The 19368-nt window shown below is 58.4% G+C and carries 17 protein-coding genes; 13 read left to right on the forward strand and 4 right to left on the reverse strand.

The annotated features are described in order from the left end of the window. The first annotated feature begins 32 nt into the window (after positions 1-32). Both ACZ9IM_RS26135 and ACZ9IM_RS26140 read left to right on the forward strand, forming a co-directional pair. Positions 33-2519 carry a TonB-dependent receptor plug domain-containing protein gene (locus ACZ9IM_RS26135; RefSeq protein ID WP_476225366.1) on the forward strand — a complete coding sequence of 829 codons (2487 nt, stop codon included), beginning with the start codon at positions 33-35 and terminating at the stop codon, positions 2517-2519. A 231-nt stretch (positions 2520-2750) separates the two neighbouring features. Then, on the forward strand, positions 2751-4133 hold the full coding sequence (locus tag ACZ9IM_RS26140; protein ID WP_427624766.1) for an LLM class flavin-dependent oxidoreductase: 1383 nt from the start codon (positions 2751-2753) through the stop codon (positions 4131-4133). A gap of 106 nt (positions 4134-4239) precedes the next feature. Here ACZ9IM_RS26140 and ACZ9IM_RS26145 read toward each other — a convergent pair whose 3' ends face one another. The 3 genes from ACZ9IM_RS26145 to ACZ9IM_RS26155 all read right to left on the reverse strand — a co-directional run bounded on the left by ACZ9IM_RS26145 (position 4240) and on the right by ACZ9IM_RS26155 (position 6635). Then, positions 4240-4389, reverse strand: coding sequence for a hypothetical protein (locus tag ACZ9IM_RS26145; protein WP_476225367.1), 150 nt, complete (start codon positions 4387-4389; stop codon positions 4240-4242). Between the two features lie 59 nt (positions 4390-4448). Further along, on the reverse strand, positions 4449-5558 hold the full coding sequence (locus tag ACZ9IM_RS26150; RefSeq protein ID WP_476225376.1) for an MFS transporter: 1110 nt from the start codon (positions 5556-5558) through the stop codon (positions 4449-4451). 135 nt (positions 5559-5693) lie between these two features. Further along, on the reverse strand, positions 5694-6635 hold the full coding sequence (locus ACZ9IM_RS26155; protein ID WP_476225368.1) for a LysR family transcriptional regulator: 942 nt from the start codon (positions 6633-6635) through the stop codon (positions 5694-5696). 497 nt (positions 6636-7132) lie between these two features. On the opposite strand from ACZ9IM_RS26155, the gene ACZ9IM_RS26160 reads away from it, so the two are divergent. From ACZ9IM_RS26160 to ACZ9IM_RS26180, 5 genes are all read left to right on the forward strand, one after another. Next, positions 7133-8509: an MFS family transporter gene (locus ACZ9IM_RS26160; RefSeq protein ID WP_007896356.1), complete on the forward strand. Its 1377-nt coding sequence runs from the start codon at positions 7133-7135 to the stop codon at positions 8507-8509. 131 nt (positions 8510-8640) lie between these two features. Next, positions 8641-9537: a LysR family transcriptional regulator gene (locus ACZ9IM_RS26165; RefSeq protein ID WP_476213264.1), complete on the forward strand. Its 897-nt coding sequence runs from the start codon at positions 8641-8643 to the stop codon at positions 9535-9537. 126 nt (positions 9538-9663) lie between these two features. Further along, on the forward strand, positions 9664-10329 hold the full coding sequence (locus ACZ9IM_RS26170; protein ID WP_476213263.1) for an RraA family protein: 666 nt from the start codon (positions 9664-9666) through the stop codon (positions 10327-10329). Between the two features lie 229 nt (positions 10330-10558). Further along, positions 10559-11905: an MFS transporter gene (locus ACZ9IM_RS26175; protein WP_476225369.1), complete on the forward strand. Its 1347-nt coding sequence runs from the start codon at positions 10559-10561 to the stop codon at positions 11903-11905. 79 nt (positions 11906-11984) lie between these two features. Further along, the gene (locus ACZ9IM_RS26180) at positions 11985-12647 is read left to right on the forward strand and encodes an RraA family protein (RefSeq protein ID WP_476225370.1); all 663 of its coding nucleotides are present in this window, start codon (positions 11985-11987) and stop codon (positions 12645-12647) included. Positions 12648-12844: 197 nt separating this feature from the next. On the opposite strand, the gene ACZ9IM_RS26185 is transcribed toward ACZ9IM_RS26180, so the two are convergent. Further along, positions 12845-14149 (reverse strand): dicarboxylate/amino acid:cation symporter, encoded by a 1305-nt coding sequence (locus ACZ9IM_RS26185; protein WP_476225371.1) that lies wholly within the window; start codon positions 14147-14149, stop codon positions 12845-12847. Positions 14150-14703: 554 nt separating this feature from the next. On the opposite strand from ACZ9IM_RS26185, the gene ACZ9IM_RS26190 reads away from it, so the two are divergent. From ACZ9IM_RS26190 to ACZ9IM_RS26215, 6 genes are all read left to right on the forward strand, one after another. Next, entirely contained in the window at positions 14704-15243 is a 540-nt protein-coding gene (locus ACZ9IM_RS26190) for a thiamine pyrophosphate-binding protein (RefSeq protein ID WP_007896342.1), read from the forward strand. Beyond that, entirely contained in the window at positions 15231-15827 is a 597-nt protein-coding gene (locus tag ACZ9IM_RS26195; RefSeq protein WP_063340128.1) for a thiamine pyrophosphate-dependent enzyme, read from the forward strand. Before ACZ9IM_RS26190 ends, ACZ9IM_RS26195 begins: the two co-directional genes overlap by 13 nt. Positions 15828-15892: 65 nt before the next feature. Further along, positions 15893-17056 carry an acyl-CoA dehydrogenase family protein gene (locus ACZ9IM_RS26200; RefSeq protein ID WP_476225372.1) on the forward strand — a complete coding sequence of 388 codons (1164 nt, stop codon included), beginning with the start codon at positions 15893-15895 and terminating at the stop codon, positions 17054-17056. Positions 17057-17075: 19 nt separating this feature from the next. After that, positions 17076-18278, forward strand: coding sequence for a CaiB/BaiF CoA transferase family protein (locus ACZ9IM_RS26205; RefSeq protein ID WP_476225373.1), 1203 nt, complete (start codon positions 17076-17078; stop codon positions 18276-18278). 37 nt (positions 18279-18315) lie between these two features. Next, a complete protein-coding gene (locus ACZ9IM_RS26210) occupies positions 18316-19065 on the forward strand; it encodes an electron transfer flavoprotein subunit beta/FixA family protein (protein WP_476225374.1) in 750 nt (249 codons plus the stop codon). Then, on the forward strand, positions 19066-19368 hold a 303-nt coding region (locus ACZ9IM_RS26215), incomplete at its 3' end, for an adenine nucleotide alpha hydrolase family protein (RefSeq protein WP_476225375.1).

Below are 19368 nucleotides of genomic sequence, written 5' to 3' on the forward strand. Positions count from 1 at the left end.
GACCTTAGCCGACATTCAGGAGCTTCACTCTCATGCTCAACTGCCAAACGCGCCTTGCCGCGCCTGCCTACCGCCCGTTATTGCTGCCGCTGTCGATTGCCTGTGGCCTGGCCTCGTTCAACATCGAGGCCGCCGAAAGCAGCTCACCGACTCTCGACACGGTAGTCGTCACGGGTAACCGTGGCACCGTCCAACGCACCGTCACCACCAGCCCGACTCCGATCGACGTGGTGACCGGCGAACAATTGCGTTCGGTGGGCAAACCGAGCCTGTTGGAGGCGCTGAGCAAGTTCATCCCGTCCTTCAACCTGCCCGACCGCGCCGGTTGGGATGCCAGCGGCGTAGTGCGCTCGGCCACCCTGCGGGGGCTGACGGCGTCCCATGTGTTGGTGCTGGTCAACGGCAAGCGCCGGCATACCAGCGCCACGTTGAACATCAACGGCATCAACAGCGGCGCAGCACCCAGCGACCTCGACCTGATCCCGGTGGCGTCCATCGATCACATCGAGGTGCTGCGCGATGGCGCCGCGGCACAGTACGGCTCGGATGCCATTTCCGGGGTAATCAACATCATCCTCAAGCAAACCACCGGCGGCAGTTCCGACACTACCCTCGGCCAGGGCTATGACGGCAAACGCGGGACCGCGCAGGAGGCGCTCAATTATGGTTTTCAGGTCGGCGAAGCCGGCGTACTCAATGTCTCGCTCGACACCCGTTATCAGGAACGCGACAACAAGGCCGGCAGCAACGGCTATAGCACGCATTACTATCCGCAGGCCGACGGCTCGCCCGACCCGCGCGAGGCAGATGCCAGCCACCACACTTACAAGGGTTACGGACTGCCCCGCAGCCAACTGGCCGATGTCGCCTACAACCTCGACCTGCCGTTGAACGATGCCGTCACGCTCTACTCGTTCTCGACCTTGGCCACACGGGAGAACAACGACGGCCAGAATTTCCGCCTGCCCAATGGGCGCAACACCATCACCACCGGCCCCAATGGCTATCCCGATGGTTACAGTCCTTACTGGCTGATCAACGAAACCGACTTCCAGTCCGCCTTCGGCGCCAAGGGCGAGGATTTCGGCAGCTGGGCCTGGGACCTGAGCAGCACCTACGGGCGTAACTACGCCAAGCAACGCACCTACAACAACCAGAACCCGTCGCTGGGCGAAAACACCCCGAACAAGTTCACCTCCGGCATTTACATTGCGGACCAACTGACCAGTAATCTGGATCTGAAAAACAGCTACGAAATCGGCCTGGCCAGGCCGCTGGATGTCGCCTTCGGCTTCGAGCACCGACGTGAAAGCTACGAGACCCGCGCCGGCTCCGAAGCCTCGTATATCGATGGCGATTACGTGTTCCCCGCCGGCCATCCGCGCGCCGGGCAGCGTCCCGATCCGGGCGCCCAGGTCACCAACGGCATTACTCCTGAAGACGCACAGAAAGTCAGCCGCAACAGCGTCGCCAGCTACATCGACCTGGGCTTCTACCCCGTCGAGCAGTGGTACCTCGGCGTCGCCGCACGGTACGAGCATTACAACGAAGGCGTCGGTGGCACCCGCAGCGGCAAACTCAGCACCCGCTACGAATTCAACCCGGTGTTTTCGGTGCGCGGCACCATCAGTAATGGCTTTCGCGCGCCGTCGCTGGCCAATCAGATTTTCACCGCGCGCTCGACCGGGTTCGACACCATCAATGGTGTCTACCAGTCTTACAACTACGTGATTCTGCCGGTGGATTCGGCCGGCGCCCAGGCCCTTGGGGCCGAGTCGTTGAAACCCGAACGCTCGACCAACTTCAGTCTCGGTTTCGCCCTGACTCCCAGTGAAGACCTGAGCCTGACCGTGGACGGCTACGTCATCAACCTGCGCGACCGTCTGGTGCTCAGCGAACGTTTCCAGGGCCCGGGCGTCGCCGCCCTGCTCGACGGCATTGGTGTGCCGGCCACCGCCGGCGCGCAGTACTTCACCAACGGCGCCAACACCCGGACGTCCGGGGTCGATGTGGTCGGCAATTACCGGCAGAACCTGAACCAGTTCGGCTCGGTGAGATGGACTGCGGCACTGAACTACAACCACACGAAAATCCTCAGCGTCAACGACACACCGTCACAACTGACCGCCCTGGGCGACTTCCAGCTGCTCGGACGCCAATCGCGAGCACTGATTACCAAAACCTCCCCCAGCAGCAAGATGATCTTCTCCGCCGACTGGGCGATCAGCGACTTCGACGTCAATCTGCGGCTGACCCGTTATGGCACCTACACCGAGGTCAACAGCTCAAGCGATCCAAGCCTGGATCGCGAGTACTCGGCCAAATGGATCACTGACCTCGACGTGGCCTATGCGATCAACAAACAACTGACCGTGGCCGTCGGCGCGCAGAACCTGTTCGACAAGTACCCCGACCATATCGGCGTAAGCAACTCTTCGTTCGGCGATAACTGGGGCAGTTATTCACCCTTCGGCTTCACCGGCGGTTACTACTACACCCGCCTGCAATACGCGTTCTGACTCCTCTGGCGCGTAGAGCAAGAACAATAGATCGCAGGTATTTCGAAGTGCAGCCATTCATTCTGAGCGATGCCGAGCCCGGTAAGGATGGCGCCTGAGGCTTAGGTTCCATATAGCCTGATACAAGGCTCTTATTCCATTAAATAATTACATTTTGTTTTTATAGTGCGTTTCAATCTATGAGCTGAAGTTGATACAGAAATGCCCCTTCAAATTTGTTCAGGAGCCATGATGTCCGATCCAAAACCTCTGTTGTTTGCACTCTACGAACAAGCCAGTGTGGGCTGTGGAGGTGCGCCGAGCCTCTGGACGCATCCGGCTGACGAGCGCCTGGCAATCAACTCGTTGGGCTACTGGTCGAACCTGGCGCGCATTGCCGACCAGGCCAACCTCGACATGCTGTTCTTCGGCGACGTGCTGGGTTTCTACGACGTCTTTGGTGGCAATGCCGATGCCGCAATGAAATGGGCTGTGGAAGCTCCGGCCAATGATCCGTTGATGATCATTCCCGCCTTGGCCGCGGTCACCGAAAACCTTGCGTTCGGCGTCACGGTTACCACCAGCTATGAACACCCCTTCTCCCACGCTCGGCGTTTCAGCACCCTGGACCACCTCACCAACGGGCGGGTGGGCTGGAACATCGTGACCTCTTACCTGTCCAGCGCCGCGCGTAACTTCGGCCTTGAACAGATGATCAAACACGATGACCGCTACGAACGCGCCGAAGAATTTCTCGATGTGGTGTACAAGCTGTGGGAAGGCAGTTGGGCCGACGATGCGGTGGTCGCGGACAAAGCTCATCAGCTGTATGCCCGGGGTGATCGGGTACGGCCGATTAACCACGTGGGCGAGCACTATCGAGTCGCCGGGCCGCACCTCACCTCACCGTCGCCGCAGCGCACACCGCTACTGATCCAGGCCGGCTGGTCGGGTCGTGGTCGCGAGTTCGCCGCCAAGCATGCCGAGCTGATCTTCATTGCCAAATCCAACCCTCAGGAAATCCGTCAGGGCCTGGAGGACATATGGGCCAAGGCCCAGGCTCTCGGTCGCCAGCGTGAGGATGTGAAGTCCCTGACCGTATTGCGCATCGTCACCGCCAAAACCGAAATTGAAGCGCAGCGCAAATATGACGCGTTGCAAAGCAACTACCATCTTCAAGCGCAACTGGTCAGTTATGCGGGCGACACGGGCATCGATATCAGTCGCTATGCCGACAGCGATGCATTGTCGACCCACACCGAAGGGCTGACGTCCTATGTCATGCACCCCGATGGCAGTGGTAAGCCGTTGACCGCCGGGGATGTGAAGCAACGTTTTGCCAAAGTCACCCGCGGCAGCGACCTGATTCTGGTGGGTACCCCACAACAGGTAGCCGACCGGATCGAAGAACACGCACGCATTTCCGGCACCAGCGGCTACATGATCAATCCGTTGATCAGCCCTGGCACACTCGAAGATTTCGTGGAGTTGATCATTCCCGAATTACAAAAGCGCGGCCTCTACAGGACCCAGCCGCAAAGCGGTACCTTCAGGTCCAGGTTAAGGGCAGATGGCCGCAGCCATTTACCCGACTCGGCTTATGGCGCTTCATTCCGCTTCGGCAAGGCGCTTTAGCCCGAAGGCGACTGCTCAAGCGTTATCAAGCAGTCGCCGAACGTTCGAGGAAAACGTCGCGGGGGATCAGCGTTTACAGCGTAAGAAACAGCGCCGAGGTCCAGACTCAGGATTGATCGCGTTGCCGGGCGCAGATGAACAATGGATGCTCACGGCCCGGCTTGTGCTCCTGGTGCCCGTCGGCCATGAACTGGCCAATGAGCGCAGCGTGTCCTTCGTCGATACGCTTGGCTTCGATTCCGTCGCGCTCAACCAAGGCAGCTCGTTGTTGCGCAGAATCACCGATGCCGCCATGAGTGCTCAGCGCTGTTCTTTTCATACCAACCGAATGAGCAAAAACACCAAAAGCACATTCAATACGGCAAGCGAACTCAGGCCCGCCAGCACACCGCTAGCGCCCCAGGTCTGCAACAGGTATCCGCCAGCGAGGGGGGTCAAGGCCTGACCGATGAGCGAAGGCCGAGCCATGCGTCCCATCAGCAAAACATAATGGGTGGGCGACATCAGGGCCAGTGGCAGCAGGCCTCGAACGATCGCCCGCAAACCATTACCCGCGCCGTAGATCACCAGCCCCAGAGCGGTCATTGCCGGCGCGATGGTCACCAGCAACAGACCGATTGCCACGAATACCACGCTGATCAATGTCGTCCAGATAGGGTGTCGCTTTCGCGAAAACACTTGTAGAACGCGTGAGCCGACCTGGCTCGGACCGAGCAAGGCGCTCAGTCCGATGGCGGCTGCAAGCGAGTAGCCCTGCCCCTGCAATAATGAAATCAGCTGGACAGATATCGCCGTCATGATCACTGCACCCAACGCAAAAATCAGCGTGAGCAAAAGATAGATCCGCCGGTCGATTGAGAGGTTTTCATCGCTCATGGCATGGCTTTTTGCGAGTGGCCCCGCGCCACGCGCCAGCACCCAGAGATAAAGCGGTGCCACGGCAATGACCAATAGCACTCCATAAGCCACGCACGTTGTGCGCCAGCCAACGTGCTCGATGACCAGCGCAACCGCGGGCCATGACAGTGTTGTCGCAAACCCTGAAATAAGCGTGATCCCGGTAATCGCACTGCCCGCCCGCTCCCCGTATAGAGAACCTAAAGCGGCGAATAGCGCTTCATACAGTCCCAGCGCCATACCGACGCCAATCACTGCCCAAGACAAAAGAAACATCGGCAATGAGGTCGAGCTGGCCATCAGAAACAGCCCGATGGCGACGCCCAAGCCGCTACTGGCCAGGATGGGGCGGCCGCCATAGCGAGCAATAAGCCGGCTGGTCAATGGCGCCAGCATTGCAGAAACCAGAATGCTCAGCGACAACGCGCCATACACCCATTGGCTGGCCCAACCGGTCTCTTTCATGATCGGATCGGCCATGACGGCCATCAGGAAGAACGAGCCTCCCCAGACCAGCACTTGCAGCATCCCCAATATAAAAATGCCGAATACGCCAGGCAGTCGCGTTTGATGGTTCAAGACAGTGTCATCAGTGGTGAGAAAAAGCAGAAGTCGTGAGCAGTTGCGCAACTACGGGTAGGGGTTAACCGATTGGCCGATGGCTCAAAGCATGTGTCCAGCCCAGATCTTGCGATTGACCAGGTCGGCAGCAATTTCGATGAAGGCCTCTCCGACGAATTTGGCAGCCGGGCTGACGCGCCTGTCCGCCGGAAAAACCTGAACCAGTTTGCGCATGGGCACCGGATCGATCAGCGGCGCCGCACACAGCACGCCAGCTTCGACTTGGGCGTAAATCGACGCCAGTGGCAATGCCGTCAGACCAAAGCCATTGCGGACCAAATCGATCATCGCGCCGAACGAGTCGGCTTCAACGCTGGTCTTGAGTTTGATCCCGACTTCTCTGGCACAGTTATCCAGAATGACCCGAAGGCCATGTCGGGCGCTTGGCAATACCAGTTGTTGCTCGGCCAGGGAGGCAAAGGTTACCGGCGTGTCGATGCGCAGGTTGGCACTGGCGGGGCCGACCAGCATCAGGTTTTCCATCATCACCGGCACAATCCTGAGCGTATGCAGGGGTTGCGGATCGTAGGAAATGGCCAGTTCCAATTCGCCGCGCTGCACCCAATCCAGCAGATAGCCGCTATAGGCCGAGGAAAATCGGACGGCCAGATTGGGATGCGCCTCGCGGATCTTGCGCACCAACGGTACGGTGACAATCTCGGCAACCGTCGGCGTCGTACCGATGACCACCGTTCCACGAAAAGACGATCGGCCACCGACAACCGAGCTTCTGATGGATTCCATTTCCTCCATGATTCGGGTGGCATGGGCCAGCACTTCCCGACCAACGTCGGTAATTTCCATCCCGCGCCCGTGTCGTTCGAACAGGTAGGCGCCGAGCTCTTTCTCCAACATTCTGATTTGTCGGCTAAGGGCCGGTTGCGCGATGTGAAGCCGATCCGAGGCCTTACTGAGACTGCCCAGTTCGGCAACATGAATCAGGGTTTTGAGTTGAACGACATCCATTACCAGGCCAGTCAGCATCGGGGTCGGCGCGATATGCGTCGAAAGTGCTGTGAGTGTAATCGCATTTACGCACCTTGGAATGCCCCGAAAACCGCGTGTCGTGAGGCCTCAAGGCTTTCGAGCCGCCTGTATGCCCCGGCCCGCCGGGGCTGCACGCCAAGCTATAGAATTTAGGTATATCAGTTAGGCCCGCCTGACGGCTTATTACCCTCCTCACTCTGCGGTAGCGTGCAATCAACGTCGGCGCCAAAGAGCGCTCGACTCACTACAAGAATAAGATTCGAGGGCTCGCGCCATGATGTTCAACGCTTCGTATTACCTGACCTGTCCGATTTCCCCGGGCCACGTACAGCTTGCCACGCTCGTGCATCCTCCCTCCTCCTTCTCTTCAGAAAACCCGGCCGTGAGCGGGTTCGCGCCTCTTCGTTAAGCCCAACAACCCATCGAGCCAGTCACGTCGGACACGCATCAGCGTGCTCCTCGTATCGCCTCGCCTTGAAGAAAGGGTGAACAGCATGTCCGCATCAATCACAGACGCCAAAGACCACGCCGCCGAAACCGCTCCGATGAAAGCGCCAAACCGCGTAAAAGCCATCATGGGTGCCTGCTCGGGCAATCTGGTGGAGTGGTACGATTTTTTCATTTACGCCTACACCGCCATTTACTTTGCCGCTTCGTTTTTCCCCAAGGGGGACACCACCAGCCAACTACTGGCAACCGCCGGGGTTTTCGCCGTCGGCTTTTTCATGCGCCCGCTCGGTGGCTGGATTTTCGGTTGGATCGCTGACACTCGCGGCCGCAAGGTTTCCATGATCATCTCGGTGTTCATGATGTGCGCCGGCTCGCTGCTGATCGCCGTCATGCCGACCTACGCGACTATAGGGGTCGCGGCACCAATTCTGCTCGTGGTGGCCAGGCTGATCCAGGGCCTGTCCGTCGGTGCGGAATATGGCACCGGCGCCACCTACATCAGCGAAATCGCGACACCGGGCCGCCGCTGTTTCTATGGATCGTTTCAGTACTTCACCATCATTGCCGGGCAGTTGTTGGCCTTGATGACCGTAGTCATTCTCCAGCAAACCCTGACCGGCGATGAGTTGCGTGAATGGGGCTGGAGGATTCCGTTTTTCATCGGTGCCCTGAGCTCGATCGTGGTGGTGTATCTGCGGCGCGCCATGCATGAAACCGCGACCAAAAAAGACATGAACCGCAAAGACGCCGGCTCTCTGCGCGGCATGTTCAAACACAAACGGGCAGTCGCCCTGGTCGTGGCGTTCACCATCGGCGGTTCGCTGTACTTCTATACCTTCACCACCTACATGCAGAAGTACCTGGTGATCTCCGCTGGTTTCAGCCCGGAGACGGTGAGTTTCATCATGACCGCGGCCCTGGTCGGCTTCATGCTCTGCCAGCCACTGTTTGGCTTGCTCGCTGACCGTATCGGGATCAAGGCGCACATGCTGATGTTTTCCGGATTGGCCATGCTGCTGGTGATCCCCCTGCTCTATTCGCTGCAATCAGTCAGCAGCCCGTTTACAGCGTTCCTGCTGGTGTTTGGCGGCCTGGTCATTGCATCGCTCTACACCCCCATCGCCGGGATCGTCAAAGCTGAACTGTTCCCGCCTGCGGTGCGTGCGCTGGGCGTAGGCTTTCCGTATGCCGTCGGCAACGCCGCATTCGGTGGCACTGCCGAGTACGTGGCCCTGTCACTCCGATCACAGGGTGTCGAGGCATATTTTTTCTTCTATGTCGCGGCGGTAGTGACCATCACCTTCATCGCTGCGATGTTGATGCCGAATCTTTCGCGCTATGGGTACATCAGCGGTAGCGGTGAGATCGAAGAGCGCACTGGGCTCAAGGGTTGTTCAAAACCGAGTGCTGCCAGGGTCTGACCCTTACAACGGCACGATTGAAAAGCGCCCATTGGGCACCCGGCCATGGCCGGGTTTTGCTGTTTGTCAGCTGCGCCAACTCGATGCTTTTAGTCAATAATGGAGCACTTTTTCTCAACTGAGCCCGAGTAATGATCACGTTCAAGCAACTGGAAGCTATCTACTGGATTGTTGAACTGGGTAGCTTCGAATCCGCGGCCATGAAACTGAACATGTCCCAGTCGGCCATCTCCAAGCGTATTCAGGAGTTGGAGGATGCCTTCGACATGCCGATTTTTGATCGTTCAAAACGCAGTGCGCGCCTGACAGAAAAAGGCACGGAGTTGTTCGAGCAGGCCACGGAGATTCTGCGCCAGCGCGATTACCTGCTTGAACGCATAAGCTCCAAGGAAGTGCTGGTCAGACGTTTTCGCATTGGCGTCACCGAGCTGACCGCCATGACCTGGCTCCCAACATTGATCGAAGGTATACGTAGCGCTTATCCCAAAGTGGTACTGGAACCCTCGGTCGAGCTCAGCACCGAACTGGTGGCTAAACTGGAGAACGATCAGCTCGACCTGATCATCGTTCCCGACATTTTTGCCGACGCGCGTTTCGTCAGCACCCCGTTGAGTTCGGTGGAGAATGCCTGGATGTGTGCACCTTCGCTGCATCAGGGCAAAGAGATAATGAGCATGCAAGCCATTTCCTCATACACCGTTCTTACTCAGGGAGGCGGCTCCGGCACTGGATTGATCTATGAGCGCTGGTTCGCCCAGAACGACGTCCGGGTCAACCGTACGATCAAAAGCAACTACCTGATTGCCCAGTTGGGCCTGACCCTGTCCGGTGTCGGCATCAGCTACCTGCCTCGCCAGTGTCTCTCGCCGTTGGTGGACCAGGGCCGTCTGCAGGTCATCGAAACCGAGCCCGCGCTGCCGCCCATCCACTACATCGCCGTACACCGCGCTGATCGTCTTCAGGGGCTCAGTGTCGAGGTTGCACGTCTGGCAACGCACTGCTGTGATTTCAGCCACATGGTGTGGTAACGCTGGCGCTGGATTCGAGAAAAAAAGTGATGTTTTTGCATGGATAAATATCGCTAATAGTACCGGGCAACCTTTCTTACTATGAACGCATAGCCCACTAGGGTTCAGTCGTTCATGGAGGTCGCTATGTCATTGCCCGGTTCACGCATCTTCCCTTCTCCCCCCCAGGCTCCACGCTCGCTATTGGACGCTTTTCAGAGCGTCGTCACGCCGCATATCAGTGACAACCTCGGGCGCCACATCGGTGCCCGGGGGCTGACGCGCTATAACCACACCGGCAAACTGGTGGGCACCGCCCTGACGGTGAAGACTCGCCCCGGCGACAACCTCTACATCTACAAGGCACTGACGCTGATCGAACCGGGGCATGTGCTGGTGATCGACGCCCAGGGTGACGCGACCAATGCGGTCATCGGTGAGCTGATCAAGCTCTATGCGCAGCAACGTGGTTGTGTCGGCTTTATTGTCGACGGTGCCATCCGTGATGTCGCCAGTTTTGAAGAGACGCCGTGCTATGCCCGCAGTGTGGTGCATTGCGGCCCCTACAAAAGCGGCCCCGGTGAGATCAATGTCCCGGTGTCCATCGGGGGGATGACCGTCAACCCAGGTGACATCATTGTCGGCGATGAAGATGGGCTGGTTGCCTTCTCCCCCGAACACGCCGAACAGATACTGCTCAGGGCGCGAGAGCATGATGCCCACGAACAACAGGTCAAAGCCGAAATCGCCACTGGCGCCATCGACCAGTCATGGCTGGACAAGGTGCTGGAAAAGGCCGGCCTGGCGAACTGAGCTCCGCTATGAAGCGATCCTGAATTCCCTTTAGCACATTATTGACTGCGCTATTTTTGCCGGGCTTTCAGCCCGGTTTTTTTTTGCTCGCACATTTTATACAGCGCGAATCAGGCCTCACAGTTTCATCAATAAAAGCGATCTTTTGACAGGAGTATTTGTCGCTTTTTTTACGGTTTCATAATTATTACTTTGGCCGGACAACACCGACAAAAACAAGGTCTGCCCCATGTCTATGCCTGAAGTCATAAAACCTGCTGTGCGCAGCAATTACCGCTGGGTGGTTGCAGCCCTGATTTTTCTGATTTACACCATCGCAGCCGCCGACCGGGCCAACCTGGGTGTCGCGTTGCCGTTTATTCGTAAAGAGTTTGAAATGAGCAATGCCGAGGCCGGTGGCTTGATGAGCCTGTTTCTGCTGGCCTATGCATTGGCACAGATCCCTTCCGGTTTTGCCTTCGGCCGTTTCGGCGTCAGCCGGATCCTGCCCGGCGCCATGGTACTGACCTCATTGCTGACGGGCCTGGTGGGCACAGCCAGTTCATTGCTGGCACTCAAGCTGTATCGCCTGGGCCTTGGCGTCGCTGAAGGTCCATTACCGATCAGCATGACCACGACCATCAACAACTGGTTTCCGGCGCGAGAAAAAGGCACCGCCTCAGGGATCTTCCTGTCCGCCGTCAAGTTCGGGCCGGTGATCGTGCCGCCACTCTGTGCCGTGATCATTTCGGTATGGGGCTGGCGAGAGATCTTTTACTTCTTTGCCGTGCCCGGCATCGCACTGGCGGTGGTCTGGTATTTCATGGTCACCGACCATCCCTCCCGGAGCCGGTTCGTTAACGCCGCCGAGCTCAACTACATCATCGAGGAAACCGGCAGTACTGAAGCGACTCAACAAACCCGCCCCAAAAAGACTCCAGCCTGGGTGAGCAAACTCGATCGAGTTATACGTGCCCGCCACGAAACGCCCCTGGAGACCAATCGGCAGGTGTTCAAGTCCTGGAACATCTGGGGCTGTGCCACCAGTTATTGCTTCCAACTGGGCGTGTCGAGCGTACTGCTCGCCTGGATTCCGACCTACCTGATGACGGTCAAACAATTCTCGATCATGAATATGGGGCTGGTGTCGGCTGCGCCATGGGTGGGCGCCGTGCTCGGCAACCTGCTGGGTGGTTTCTGCTCGGATCGACTGATGGGTGGGCGACGCAAGCCCGGCATGCTGCTGTCAGCACTCGGCACTTCACTGATGATGTACCTGCTGATCAACTCGCCCGCCGAACCGATTCCCTACGGCTTGCTGCTGTTGTTGACCGGTGCCGTTCTCAGCCTGGGTTTCTCTTCCTACATGGTTTATCCGATGGGGCTGACTACCAAAAAAACGTTCCCCATCTCCAACGCCGTCGTGAACATGGTCGGTCAGTTGGGCGCGGCGGCCACTCCTTTCATTACCGGGCTATTGCTGGACAACTATGGCTGGAACTATGTGTTCGCCTGGCTGGCGGTCGGCTCATTTATCAGCTTCATCCTCTTGCTGACCATTTCCGAGCCACGGGCGAAGTTGAACACCCCGGCTTGAAGTGCATTGCGAACAAAGCCGAGCCGCTCATGTGAGCGGCTTCTGTCTGAACGATTGTCATCACTGCGAGGCGTTACACATGTCCCCCCAAGACAAAGAATTGGTTGCCCTGTTTGAAGGCCTGGATACGCCGGGCGTATCCGATGCCCTGGATAAACTGGGCCTGCCTGGCCAGTGCCTGGGCATCATGCCCCTGGATAACTATCGGCAAGTGGTGGTCGGGCCGGCCTTCACCGTGCGCTACGTCAGCGCCAGTTGCCCGCCGGGAACGGTCGGAGATTTCATCGATGATGTGGCCGAAGGTGACGTGGTGGTGATCGACAACGACGGGCGCACCGACTGCACCGTCTGGGGTGACATCATGACCCAATATGCCGGGAGTCAACGGATTGCGGCGACCGTTATCGACGGTGTCTGCCGGGACGTCAGCAAGGCACTCGGGGACGGCTACCCACTGTTCAGCAAAGGCCGGTTCATGCGTACCGGGAAGGACCGGGTCGAAGTGGAATCGGTCAACCAGCCAGTGTCCATCGGCCAGGCCCGCGTGTGCGCCAGAGACATTGTGGTCGCCGATGCCAACGGCGTGGTCATCGTACCCCGGGATCGAGCCCATGAAGTGGCCGCCTGCGCCCGCTCGATCGAAGAAGTTGAAGCCCGTATCCGCGCCTTGATCGCTGAAGGCAAATCCCTCAGGAAAGCCAGGTCAGAACTGGGTTACCACACCCTGCAACGCAAGTCCTGATCGTCGCGGCTCTCCCCTTTCCCTTTGCCCTCACAGCCTGCCCACGACAGTGCAATGTAAGGGCTTTTTTTGTGCTGTTGCATCAAGCGCCTTTGCGAAACATGTGGCCGCCCCTTACGTTCGAATAAACGACAAAGAGCGAGCAGCCACGTTTGTGAATGCTCACCCTTTGATCTTGAAGACGCACCGATAACAGATCAGACCGTCAGCGGTTTTTCTCCTGTGTCACCCTGAACATCCAGCGCTGCGGCATGACGCTCAACCTCGTCCTCACTCACCAACTCGCCCTCCCATTTGGCCACCACCGCCGTGGCGATGGAGTTGCCCACCGCGTTGGTGGCCGAGCGGCCCATATCAAGGAAGGTATCGATTCCCAGAATCAGCAGCAAACCGGCTTCGGGAATATCGAACTGGGTCAGGGTCGCGGCAATAACCACCAGTGAAGCGCGCGGCACGCCGGCCATGCCTTTGGAGGTCAGCATCAACGTCAACAACATAGTGATCTGCGTACCGATGGACATCTCGATGCCATAGGCCTGAGCGATGAACAGCACGGCAAACGTGCAGTACATCATCGAGCCGTCGAGGTTGAAGGAGTAACCCATGGGCATGACGAAACTCGAGATCCTGCGCTTGACCCCGAAACGATCCAGCGCATGAAGAATCTTCGGGTAAGCCGACTCGGAACTGGCCGTGGCGAAAGACAGCAGGAAAGCTTCCCTGATCAGCACCACCAGTTTGAACACGCGCCGCCCCAGGAACATCCAACCGGCAAACATCAGCATTGCCCAGAGCACGATCAGCCCGAAATAGAAGTCACGCATGAAGACCGCGAATTTCACCAGAATGTAGAGTCCGTTGACCGCCACGGTCGCGGCCATGGCCGCCATCACCGCCAGCGGCGCGAGTTTCATCACGTAACCGGTGACTTTCAACATCGCGTGAGACAAATCCTCTATGACATTGATCAGTCCTTGGGCCTTCTTGCCTAGAGAGGCCAACGCCACGCCAAAAAACAGCGAGAACACCACGATCTGCAGAATTTCATTAGTGGCCATGGCCTCCGCGAAAGACCTGGGCACCAAATGCGTCGCGAAATCCTTCAGGGTGAACACTGACGTTTGCAGGTTGGTCGCACTCGTCACCTCTGGTAATGGCAAGCCCAGGTTGTGCCCGGGTTGCAGCAGGTTGGCCATGACCAACCCCACCGACAGCGAAATCAACGACGCGGTGACGAACCAGCCCAGCGCCTTGCAAAAGACCCGGCCCACAGCGCTTGCGTCGCCCATGTGAGCGATGCCCACCACCAGCGTCGAAAACACCAAGGGGCCGATGAGCATTTTGATCAGACGTAGAAAAATATCGGAGATGATCGAGATGTAACCGGCGACTCGGGTCGCCGCCGCTTTGTCCGGGAAGTTGAGGAAAATCATGTAGCCGATAACGATCCCCAGCAGCATGGCGATCAAGATGCCTGCCGCAGCCGGTAGCCTGTTTTTCATAACGCACCTGTTGTCGTATTTTCTGGAAAGTAGCCTGGACAAGCGCCCGCGTGGCGCTGAAAAACGCAAGGTCAGCCGCAGTGCTACGGAATGAAAAAGGCAAGTGCAAAGTGCCTGTAACGGCACGTCGAGGATGGATGCGGGCGGAACAGGTCATGGACAGAGGACAGGACGGGGCAAGCCAACGGCAGGAAGCTGTCATACATAGGTGCAATCCTCGGATCTTATAGTTGTGGTTGCATCGGTTACGCGCTGTACCGACGTAGCCGGAAAACTACGCTAGTCCTGTTCCCCCAATAAGAGCCGATCGCGCTCTACCAGATATGCCCAAAAGCTATGGCGCCACGCTCAGGCTCAGCGTTTTCGTGAATGGCAAACACTCAGTTTTCCTCTTCCCATAATTCGTGGTTATCGCCGCTCACTGCTGCGCACGCATCCGCCGTCCAGCTATACAAAACGGGCATATCTCAAAGACAAAAACGGTAGTCGTCGTTCTCCTCCAGCGCTCCCAGAATGAGTGAAAACACAAAAGCAGCACTGCTTGGGAGATAGGCATGTCAACAGAAGCTGAACAAACCGTGGGGCAGGATTGGCAGGAGGACGTGTTCCGCGTGCTCAAGGCCCACGATGTCAAACACGTGGTCTTCGTACCGGATGCAGGCCATTCCGCGGCGATCCGCATGTCGTACGCAGACCCGGACATCAAGGCCGTCGTCCTCACCACTGAGGAAGAAGGCATCGGCTACCTCGCCGGCGCCTGGTTGGGCGGTGAGCGCGGCGCCCTCTTGATGCAGTCCAGCGGTGTCGGTAACTGCATCAACACCCTGGCCCTTCAAGTCTGTGCCGGTTTCCCGCTGTTGATGGTGGTCACCATGCGCGGTGACTGGGCCGAATTCAACGCGTGGCAGAACCCTATGGGTCAGGCCACCGAAGCCTCTCTGAACCTGATGAAAGTCATGACCTGGCGTGCCGACGTTCCCGAAGACGTCGCCCCGTTGCTGCACGGTGCCGCGACCATGGCCTTCAACGGTGATTCCGCCACTGCCCTGCTGCTCGGCCAGCGCCTGATTGGAGAAAAGAAATGGGTCAAGTAAGCGCAAACCACACCCTGTGCCGCCGCGAAGTGGTCAAAGCCTTGTTGGCCGATCGCAACGACGTGCTGGTCGTGACCGGTCTGGGATCGGCGTCCTATGACGTCATGGCGGCCGGTGACAATGATCTGAATTACTACCTCTGGGCCGCCATGGGCAGCGCAATCACAGTCGGCCTGGGCCTGGCCAATGCCCAGCCGGACAAATCGGTGGTGGTCGTCACGGGTGACGGTGAGTTGCTCATGGGCTTCGGCGCACTGGCGACCGTCGCGCTGCAAAAGCCCGCCAACTTGACCATTGCTGTGTTGGACAACGGTCACTTTGGCGAAACCGGCATGCAGGTCAGCCACGCGGGTTTTGGTATTTCCCTGGACCAGGTGGCGAAAACCTGCGGCTTCAGCTGGACCGATGAAATCCGCGACATGGAAGGCGTACACAACTTGCGCGAGCGCTTTGCAACCCGCGATGGCGTCAAGCTCGCAACGATCAAGATCAAAGCGGAAAACCCGCCACGGGTGCTGCCACCGCGCGATGGTCACTACATCAAGAATCGCTTTCGCGCTGCCTTGGGTTTCAACCCGATCTGATTGCTCTATGCCGGACCCGGTCACGCAGGGCAAAAGCCGTGCGTGACGCACTGAGGAGAATAATAATGACCGACCGCAACGCTGAAGAACTCAATGCCATCCGCGAAGGCGTACGCGCTCTTTGCGCTGAATTTGATGCCGCCTACTGGCGCAAAGTCGACGAAGAAAAAGGCTTTCCGGAAACCTTCGTCAAGGCCCTGACTGATGCCGGTTGGCTGGCCGCGATGATCCCTGTCGAATATGGCGGCTCCGGCCTGGGGCTGGCCGAAGCATCGGTGATCCTTGAAGAAGTGAACCGCTGCGGCGGGAACTCCGGGACCGTGCACGGGCAGATGTACAACATGTTCACCCTGCTGCGACACGGCAGCGAAGCGCAGAAAAGCTACTACCTGCCAAAACTCGCCAGCGGGGAATTACGCCTGCAATCGATGGGCGTGACCGAGCCCACCACCGGCACCGACACCACCAAGATCAAGACCACCGCCGTACGCAAAGGCGACAAGTACGTAATCAACGGTCAGAAGGTGTGGATCTCGCGGATCCAGCATTCCGACCTGATGATCCTGCTGGCGCGCACCACACCGTTGGCCGATGTAAAGAAAAAATCCGAAGGCATGTCGATCTTCCTCGTGGACCTGCGCGAGGCCATCGGCAACGGCATGACCGTGCAGCCGATCGCCAACATGGTCAATCACGAGACCAACGAGTTGTTCTTCGACAACCTGGAAATCCCCGCTGACAGCCTGATCGGCGAGGAAGGCAAGGGCTTCAGGTACATCCTCGACGGCCTGAATGCCGAGCGGACCCTGATTGCCGCCGAATGCATCGGTGACGGTCGCTGGTTTATCGAAAAGGCCAGCGCTTATGCCCGCGACCGTGTGGTGTTTGGGCGCCCGATCGGACAGAACCAGGGCGTGCAGTTTCCGATTGCCGAAGCGCACATCGAAATCGAGGCGGCCGACCTGATGCGCTGGCGTGCCTGCGAGGAATACGACAGCGGCATCAACGCCGGGGCCAGCGCCAACATGGCCAAGTACCTGGCGGCGAAAGCCTCCTGGGAAGCGGCTAATGCCTGCTTGCAGACTCACGGTGGCTTTGGCTTCGCCTGCGAGTACGACGTCGAGCGCAAATTCCGTGAAACCCGCCTGTATCAGGTCGCTCCCATCTCCACCAACCTGATCCTGTCGTACGTGGCCGAACACCTGCTCGAGCTGCCGCGCTCTTTCTAATAACAAGAGAGATAACACTATGAGCCAGCCCAAAGGCCTCCGCCCGCTCGATGGCATTACCGTCGTCAGCCTTGAGCATGCCATTGCAGCGCCCTTCTGCACCCGACAACTGGCCGACCTTGGCGCCCGCGTGATCAAGGTCGAACGTCCGGGCACAGGCGATTTCGCCCGGGGTTACGACCAACGCGTCAACGGCCTGGCCTCGCACTTCGTCTGGACCAATCGTTCGAAAGAAAGCCTGACCCTGGACTTGAAGCAAGACTCGGCCACCGAGGTACTGGACAGTTTGCTGGCCACCGCCGATGTGCTCGTGCAGAACCTGGCACCCGGTGCGGCCGCGCGAATGGGGCTGTCATTCGAGGCCTTGCATCAGCGCTTTCCGCGGCTGATTGTCTGCGACATTTCCGGCTATGGCGTCGGTGGCCCCTATGAAAAGAAGAAAGCCTACGACCTGTTGATTCAGAGCGAAGGCGGTTTTCTGTCGGTGACCGGCGGCCCGGGCGAGGAAGAAATGGCCAAGGCCGGTTGCTCGATCGCCGACATCGCGGCCGGCATGTACGCCTACACCGCAATTCTGTCGGCGCTGTTGTTGCGTGAACGTACCGGCGAAGGCAGCCACCTGGATGTGTCGATGCTGGAAAGCCTGGTCGAGTGGATGAACTACCCGATGTACTACGCCTACGACGGCGCCCCTCCGCCACCTCGCGCCGGCGCCGCGCACGCCACTATTTATCCCTATGGTCCCTTCCCTATCGGCGACGGCACCACCGTGATGCTGGGGTTGCAGAACGAGCGTGAATGGCAGCTGTTTTGCGAGAAGGTGCTCCTTACGCCCGAACTGGTCAAAGACGAGCGTTTCTCGGCCAACTTCAAGCGGGTCGAAAACCGTCACGCGCTACGGCAACTCATCGTTGAAGCGTTCTCCACGCTCAATTTCGATGCCGTGTTCGATCGGCTGGAGCATGCGCAGATCGCCAATGCCCGGGTCAACGACATGCAGGGTGTTTGGGACCATCCACAACTCCAGGCACGTGATCGCTGGCGGGAAGTCGAGACCTCTGCCGGCAGCGTCCCGAGTCTGCTACCGCCCGGCAGCAACAGCGCTTTTGAACCGCGTATGGATGCTGTGCCGGGCCTTGGCCAACACACCGAACAGGTGCTCAGGGAACTGGGGCTGGGATCAGACCGCATCGAACAAATGCGCGCAGCCGGGGCTATCTGACAGCAACGATCAACTATTTTCGAGTGAACACTGCCCAATGAAGATCCTGGTAGCTGTGAAACGCGTGGTCGATTACAACGTCAAGGTTCGTGTCAAGGCGGACAATTCCGGCGTCGACCTCGCTAACGTCAAGATGTCGATGAACCCATTCTGCGAAATCGCAGTGGAAGAAGCCGTACGTCTGAAAGAGAAAGGCGTTGCGACTGAAATCGTCGTCGTCTCCATCGGCCCGTCCACCGTTCAAGAGCAACTGCGCACCGCGCTGGCTCTGGGTGCCGACCGTGCCATCCTCGTCGAATCCGCTGAAGATCTGACTTCCCTGGCGGTTGCCAAGTTGTTGAAAGCTGTTGTCGACAAGGAACAGCCTCAGCTGGTGATCCTCGGCAAACAAGCCATCGATAGCGACAACAACCAGACTGGCCAGATGCTCGCGGCATTGAGCGGCTACGGTCAGGGCACGTTCGCGTCGAAAGTCGAAGTGTCCGGCGACAGCGTTGCCGTGACCCGCGAAATCGACGGCGGAGCGCAGACGGTTTCTCTGAAACTGCCGGCCATCGTCACCACCGACCTGCGTTTGAACGAGCCGCGCTACGCGTCCCTGCCAAACATCATGAAAGCCAAGAAGAAGCCTCTCGAAGTAGTGACTGCGGACGCTTTGGGCGTTTCCACCGCCTCCACCAACAAGACCCTGAAAGTCGAAGCGCCGGCTGCACGCAGCGCGGGTATCAAGGTCAAGTCGGTGGCTGAACTGGTCGAGAAACTGAAAAACGAAGCGAAGGTGATCTGAATGACGATCCTGGTGATTGCTGACTATTCAAATGACCAGCAGGACAACAAAGTACTGGCCCCGGCCACGCTGAACACTGTGGCTGCTGCCGCCAAGATCGGTGGTGATATCCACGTTCTGGTTGCAGGTCAGGGTGCTGGCGCCGTGGCTGAAGCCGCTGCGAAAATCGCTGGTGTGGCCAAAGTGCTGGTGGCCGATAACGCCGCTCACGCTCATCAACTGCCGGAAAACGTTGCTCCGCTGGTTGCAGAGTTGGGCAAGGCTTACAGCCACATCCTGGCTGCCGCTACTTCGAACGGCAAA

It is taken from the genome of Pseudomonas sp. TE12508, from assembly GCF_056279485.1.

Bases quoted from the DNA above. Each gene is read 5' to 3' on its own strand.
- ACZ9IM_RS26135 (WP_476225366.1), top strand. From the start codon at position 33: ATGCTCAACTGCCAAACGCGCCTTGCCGCGCCTGCCTACCGCCCGTTA.
- ACZ9IM_RS26140 (WP_427624766.1), top strand. From the start codon at position 2,751: ATGTCCGATCCAAAACCTCTGTTGTTTGCACTCTACGAACAAGCCAGT.
- ACZ9IM_RS26150 (WP_476225376.1), bottom strand. From the start codon at position 5,558: ATGCTGCAAGTGCTGGTCTGGGGAGGCTCGTTCTTCCTGATGGCCGTC.
- ACZ9IM_RS26155 (WP_476225368.1), bottom strand. From the start codon at position 6,635: ATGCTGACTGGCCTGGTAATGGATGTCGTTCAACTCAAAACCCTGATT.
- ACZ9IM_RS26160 (WP_007896356.1), top strand. From the start codon at position 7,133: ATGTCCGCATCAATCACAGACGCCAAAGACCACGCCGCCGAAACCGCT.
- ACZ9IM_RS26165 (WP_476213264.1), top strand. From the start codon at position 8,641: ATGATCACGTTCAAGCAACTGGAAGCTATCTACTGGATTGTTGAACTG.
- ACZ9IM_RS26170 (WP_476213263.1), top strand. From the start codon at position 9,664: ATGTCATTGCCCGGTTCACGCATCTTCCCTTCTCCCCCCCAGGCTCCA.
- ACZ9IM_RS26175 (WP_476225369.1), top strand. From the start codon at position 10,559: ATGTCTATGCCTGAAGTCATAAAACCTGCTGTGCGCAGCAATTACCGC.
- ACZ9IM_RS26180 (WP_476225370.1), top strand. From the start codon at position 11,985: ATGTCCCCCCAAGACAAAGAATTGGTTGCCCTGTTTGAAGGCCTGGAT.
- ACZ9IM_RS26185 (WP_476225371.1), bottom strand. From the start codon at position 14,149: ATGAAAAACAGGCTACCGGCTGCGGCAGGCATCTTGATCGCCATGCTG.
- ACZ9IM_RS26190 (WP_007896342.1), top strand. From the start codon at position 14,704: ATGTCAACAGAAGCTGAACAAACCGTGGGGCAGGATTGGCAGGAGGAC.
- ACZ9IM_RS26195 (WP_063340128.1), top strand. From the start codon at position 15,231: ATGGGTCAAGTAAGCGCAAACCACACCCTGTGCCGCCGCGAAGTGGTC.
- ACZ9IM_RS26200 (WP_476225372.1), top strand. From the start codon at position 15,893: ATGACCGACCGCAACGCTGAAGAACTCAATGCCATCCGCGAAGGCGTA.
- ACZ9IM_RS26205 (WP_476225373.1), top strand. From the start codon at position 17,076: ATGAGCCAGCCCAAAGGCCTCCGCCCGCTCGATGGCATTACCGTCGTC.
- ACZ9IM_RS26210 (WP_476225374.1), top strand. From the start codon at position 18,316: ATGAAGATCCTGGTAGCTGTGAAACGCGTGGTCGATTACAACGTCAAG.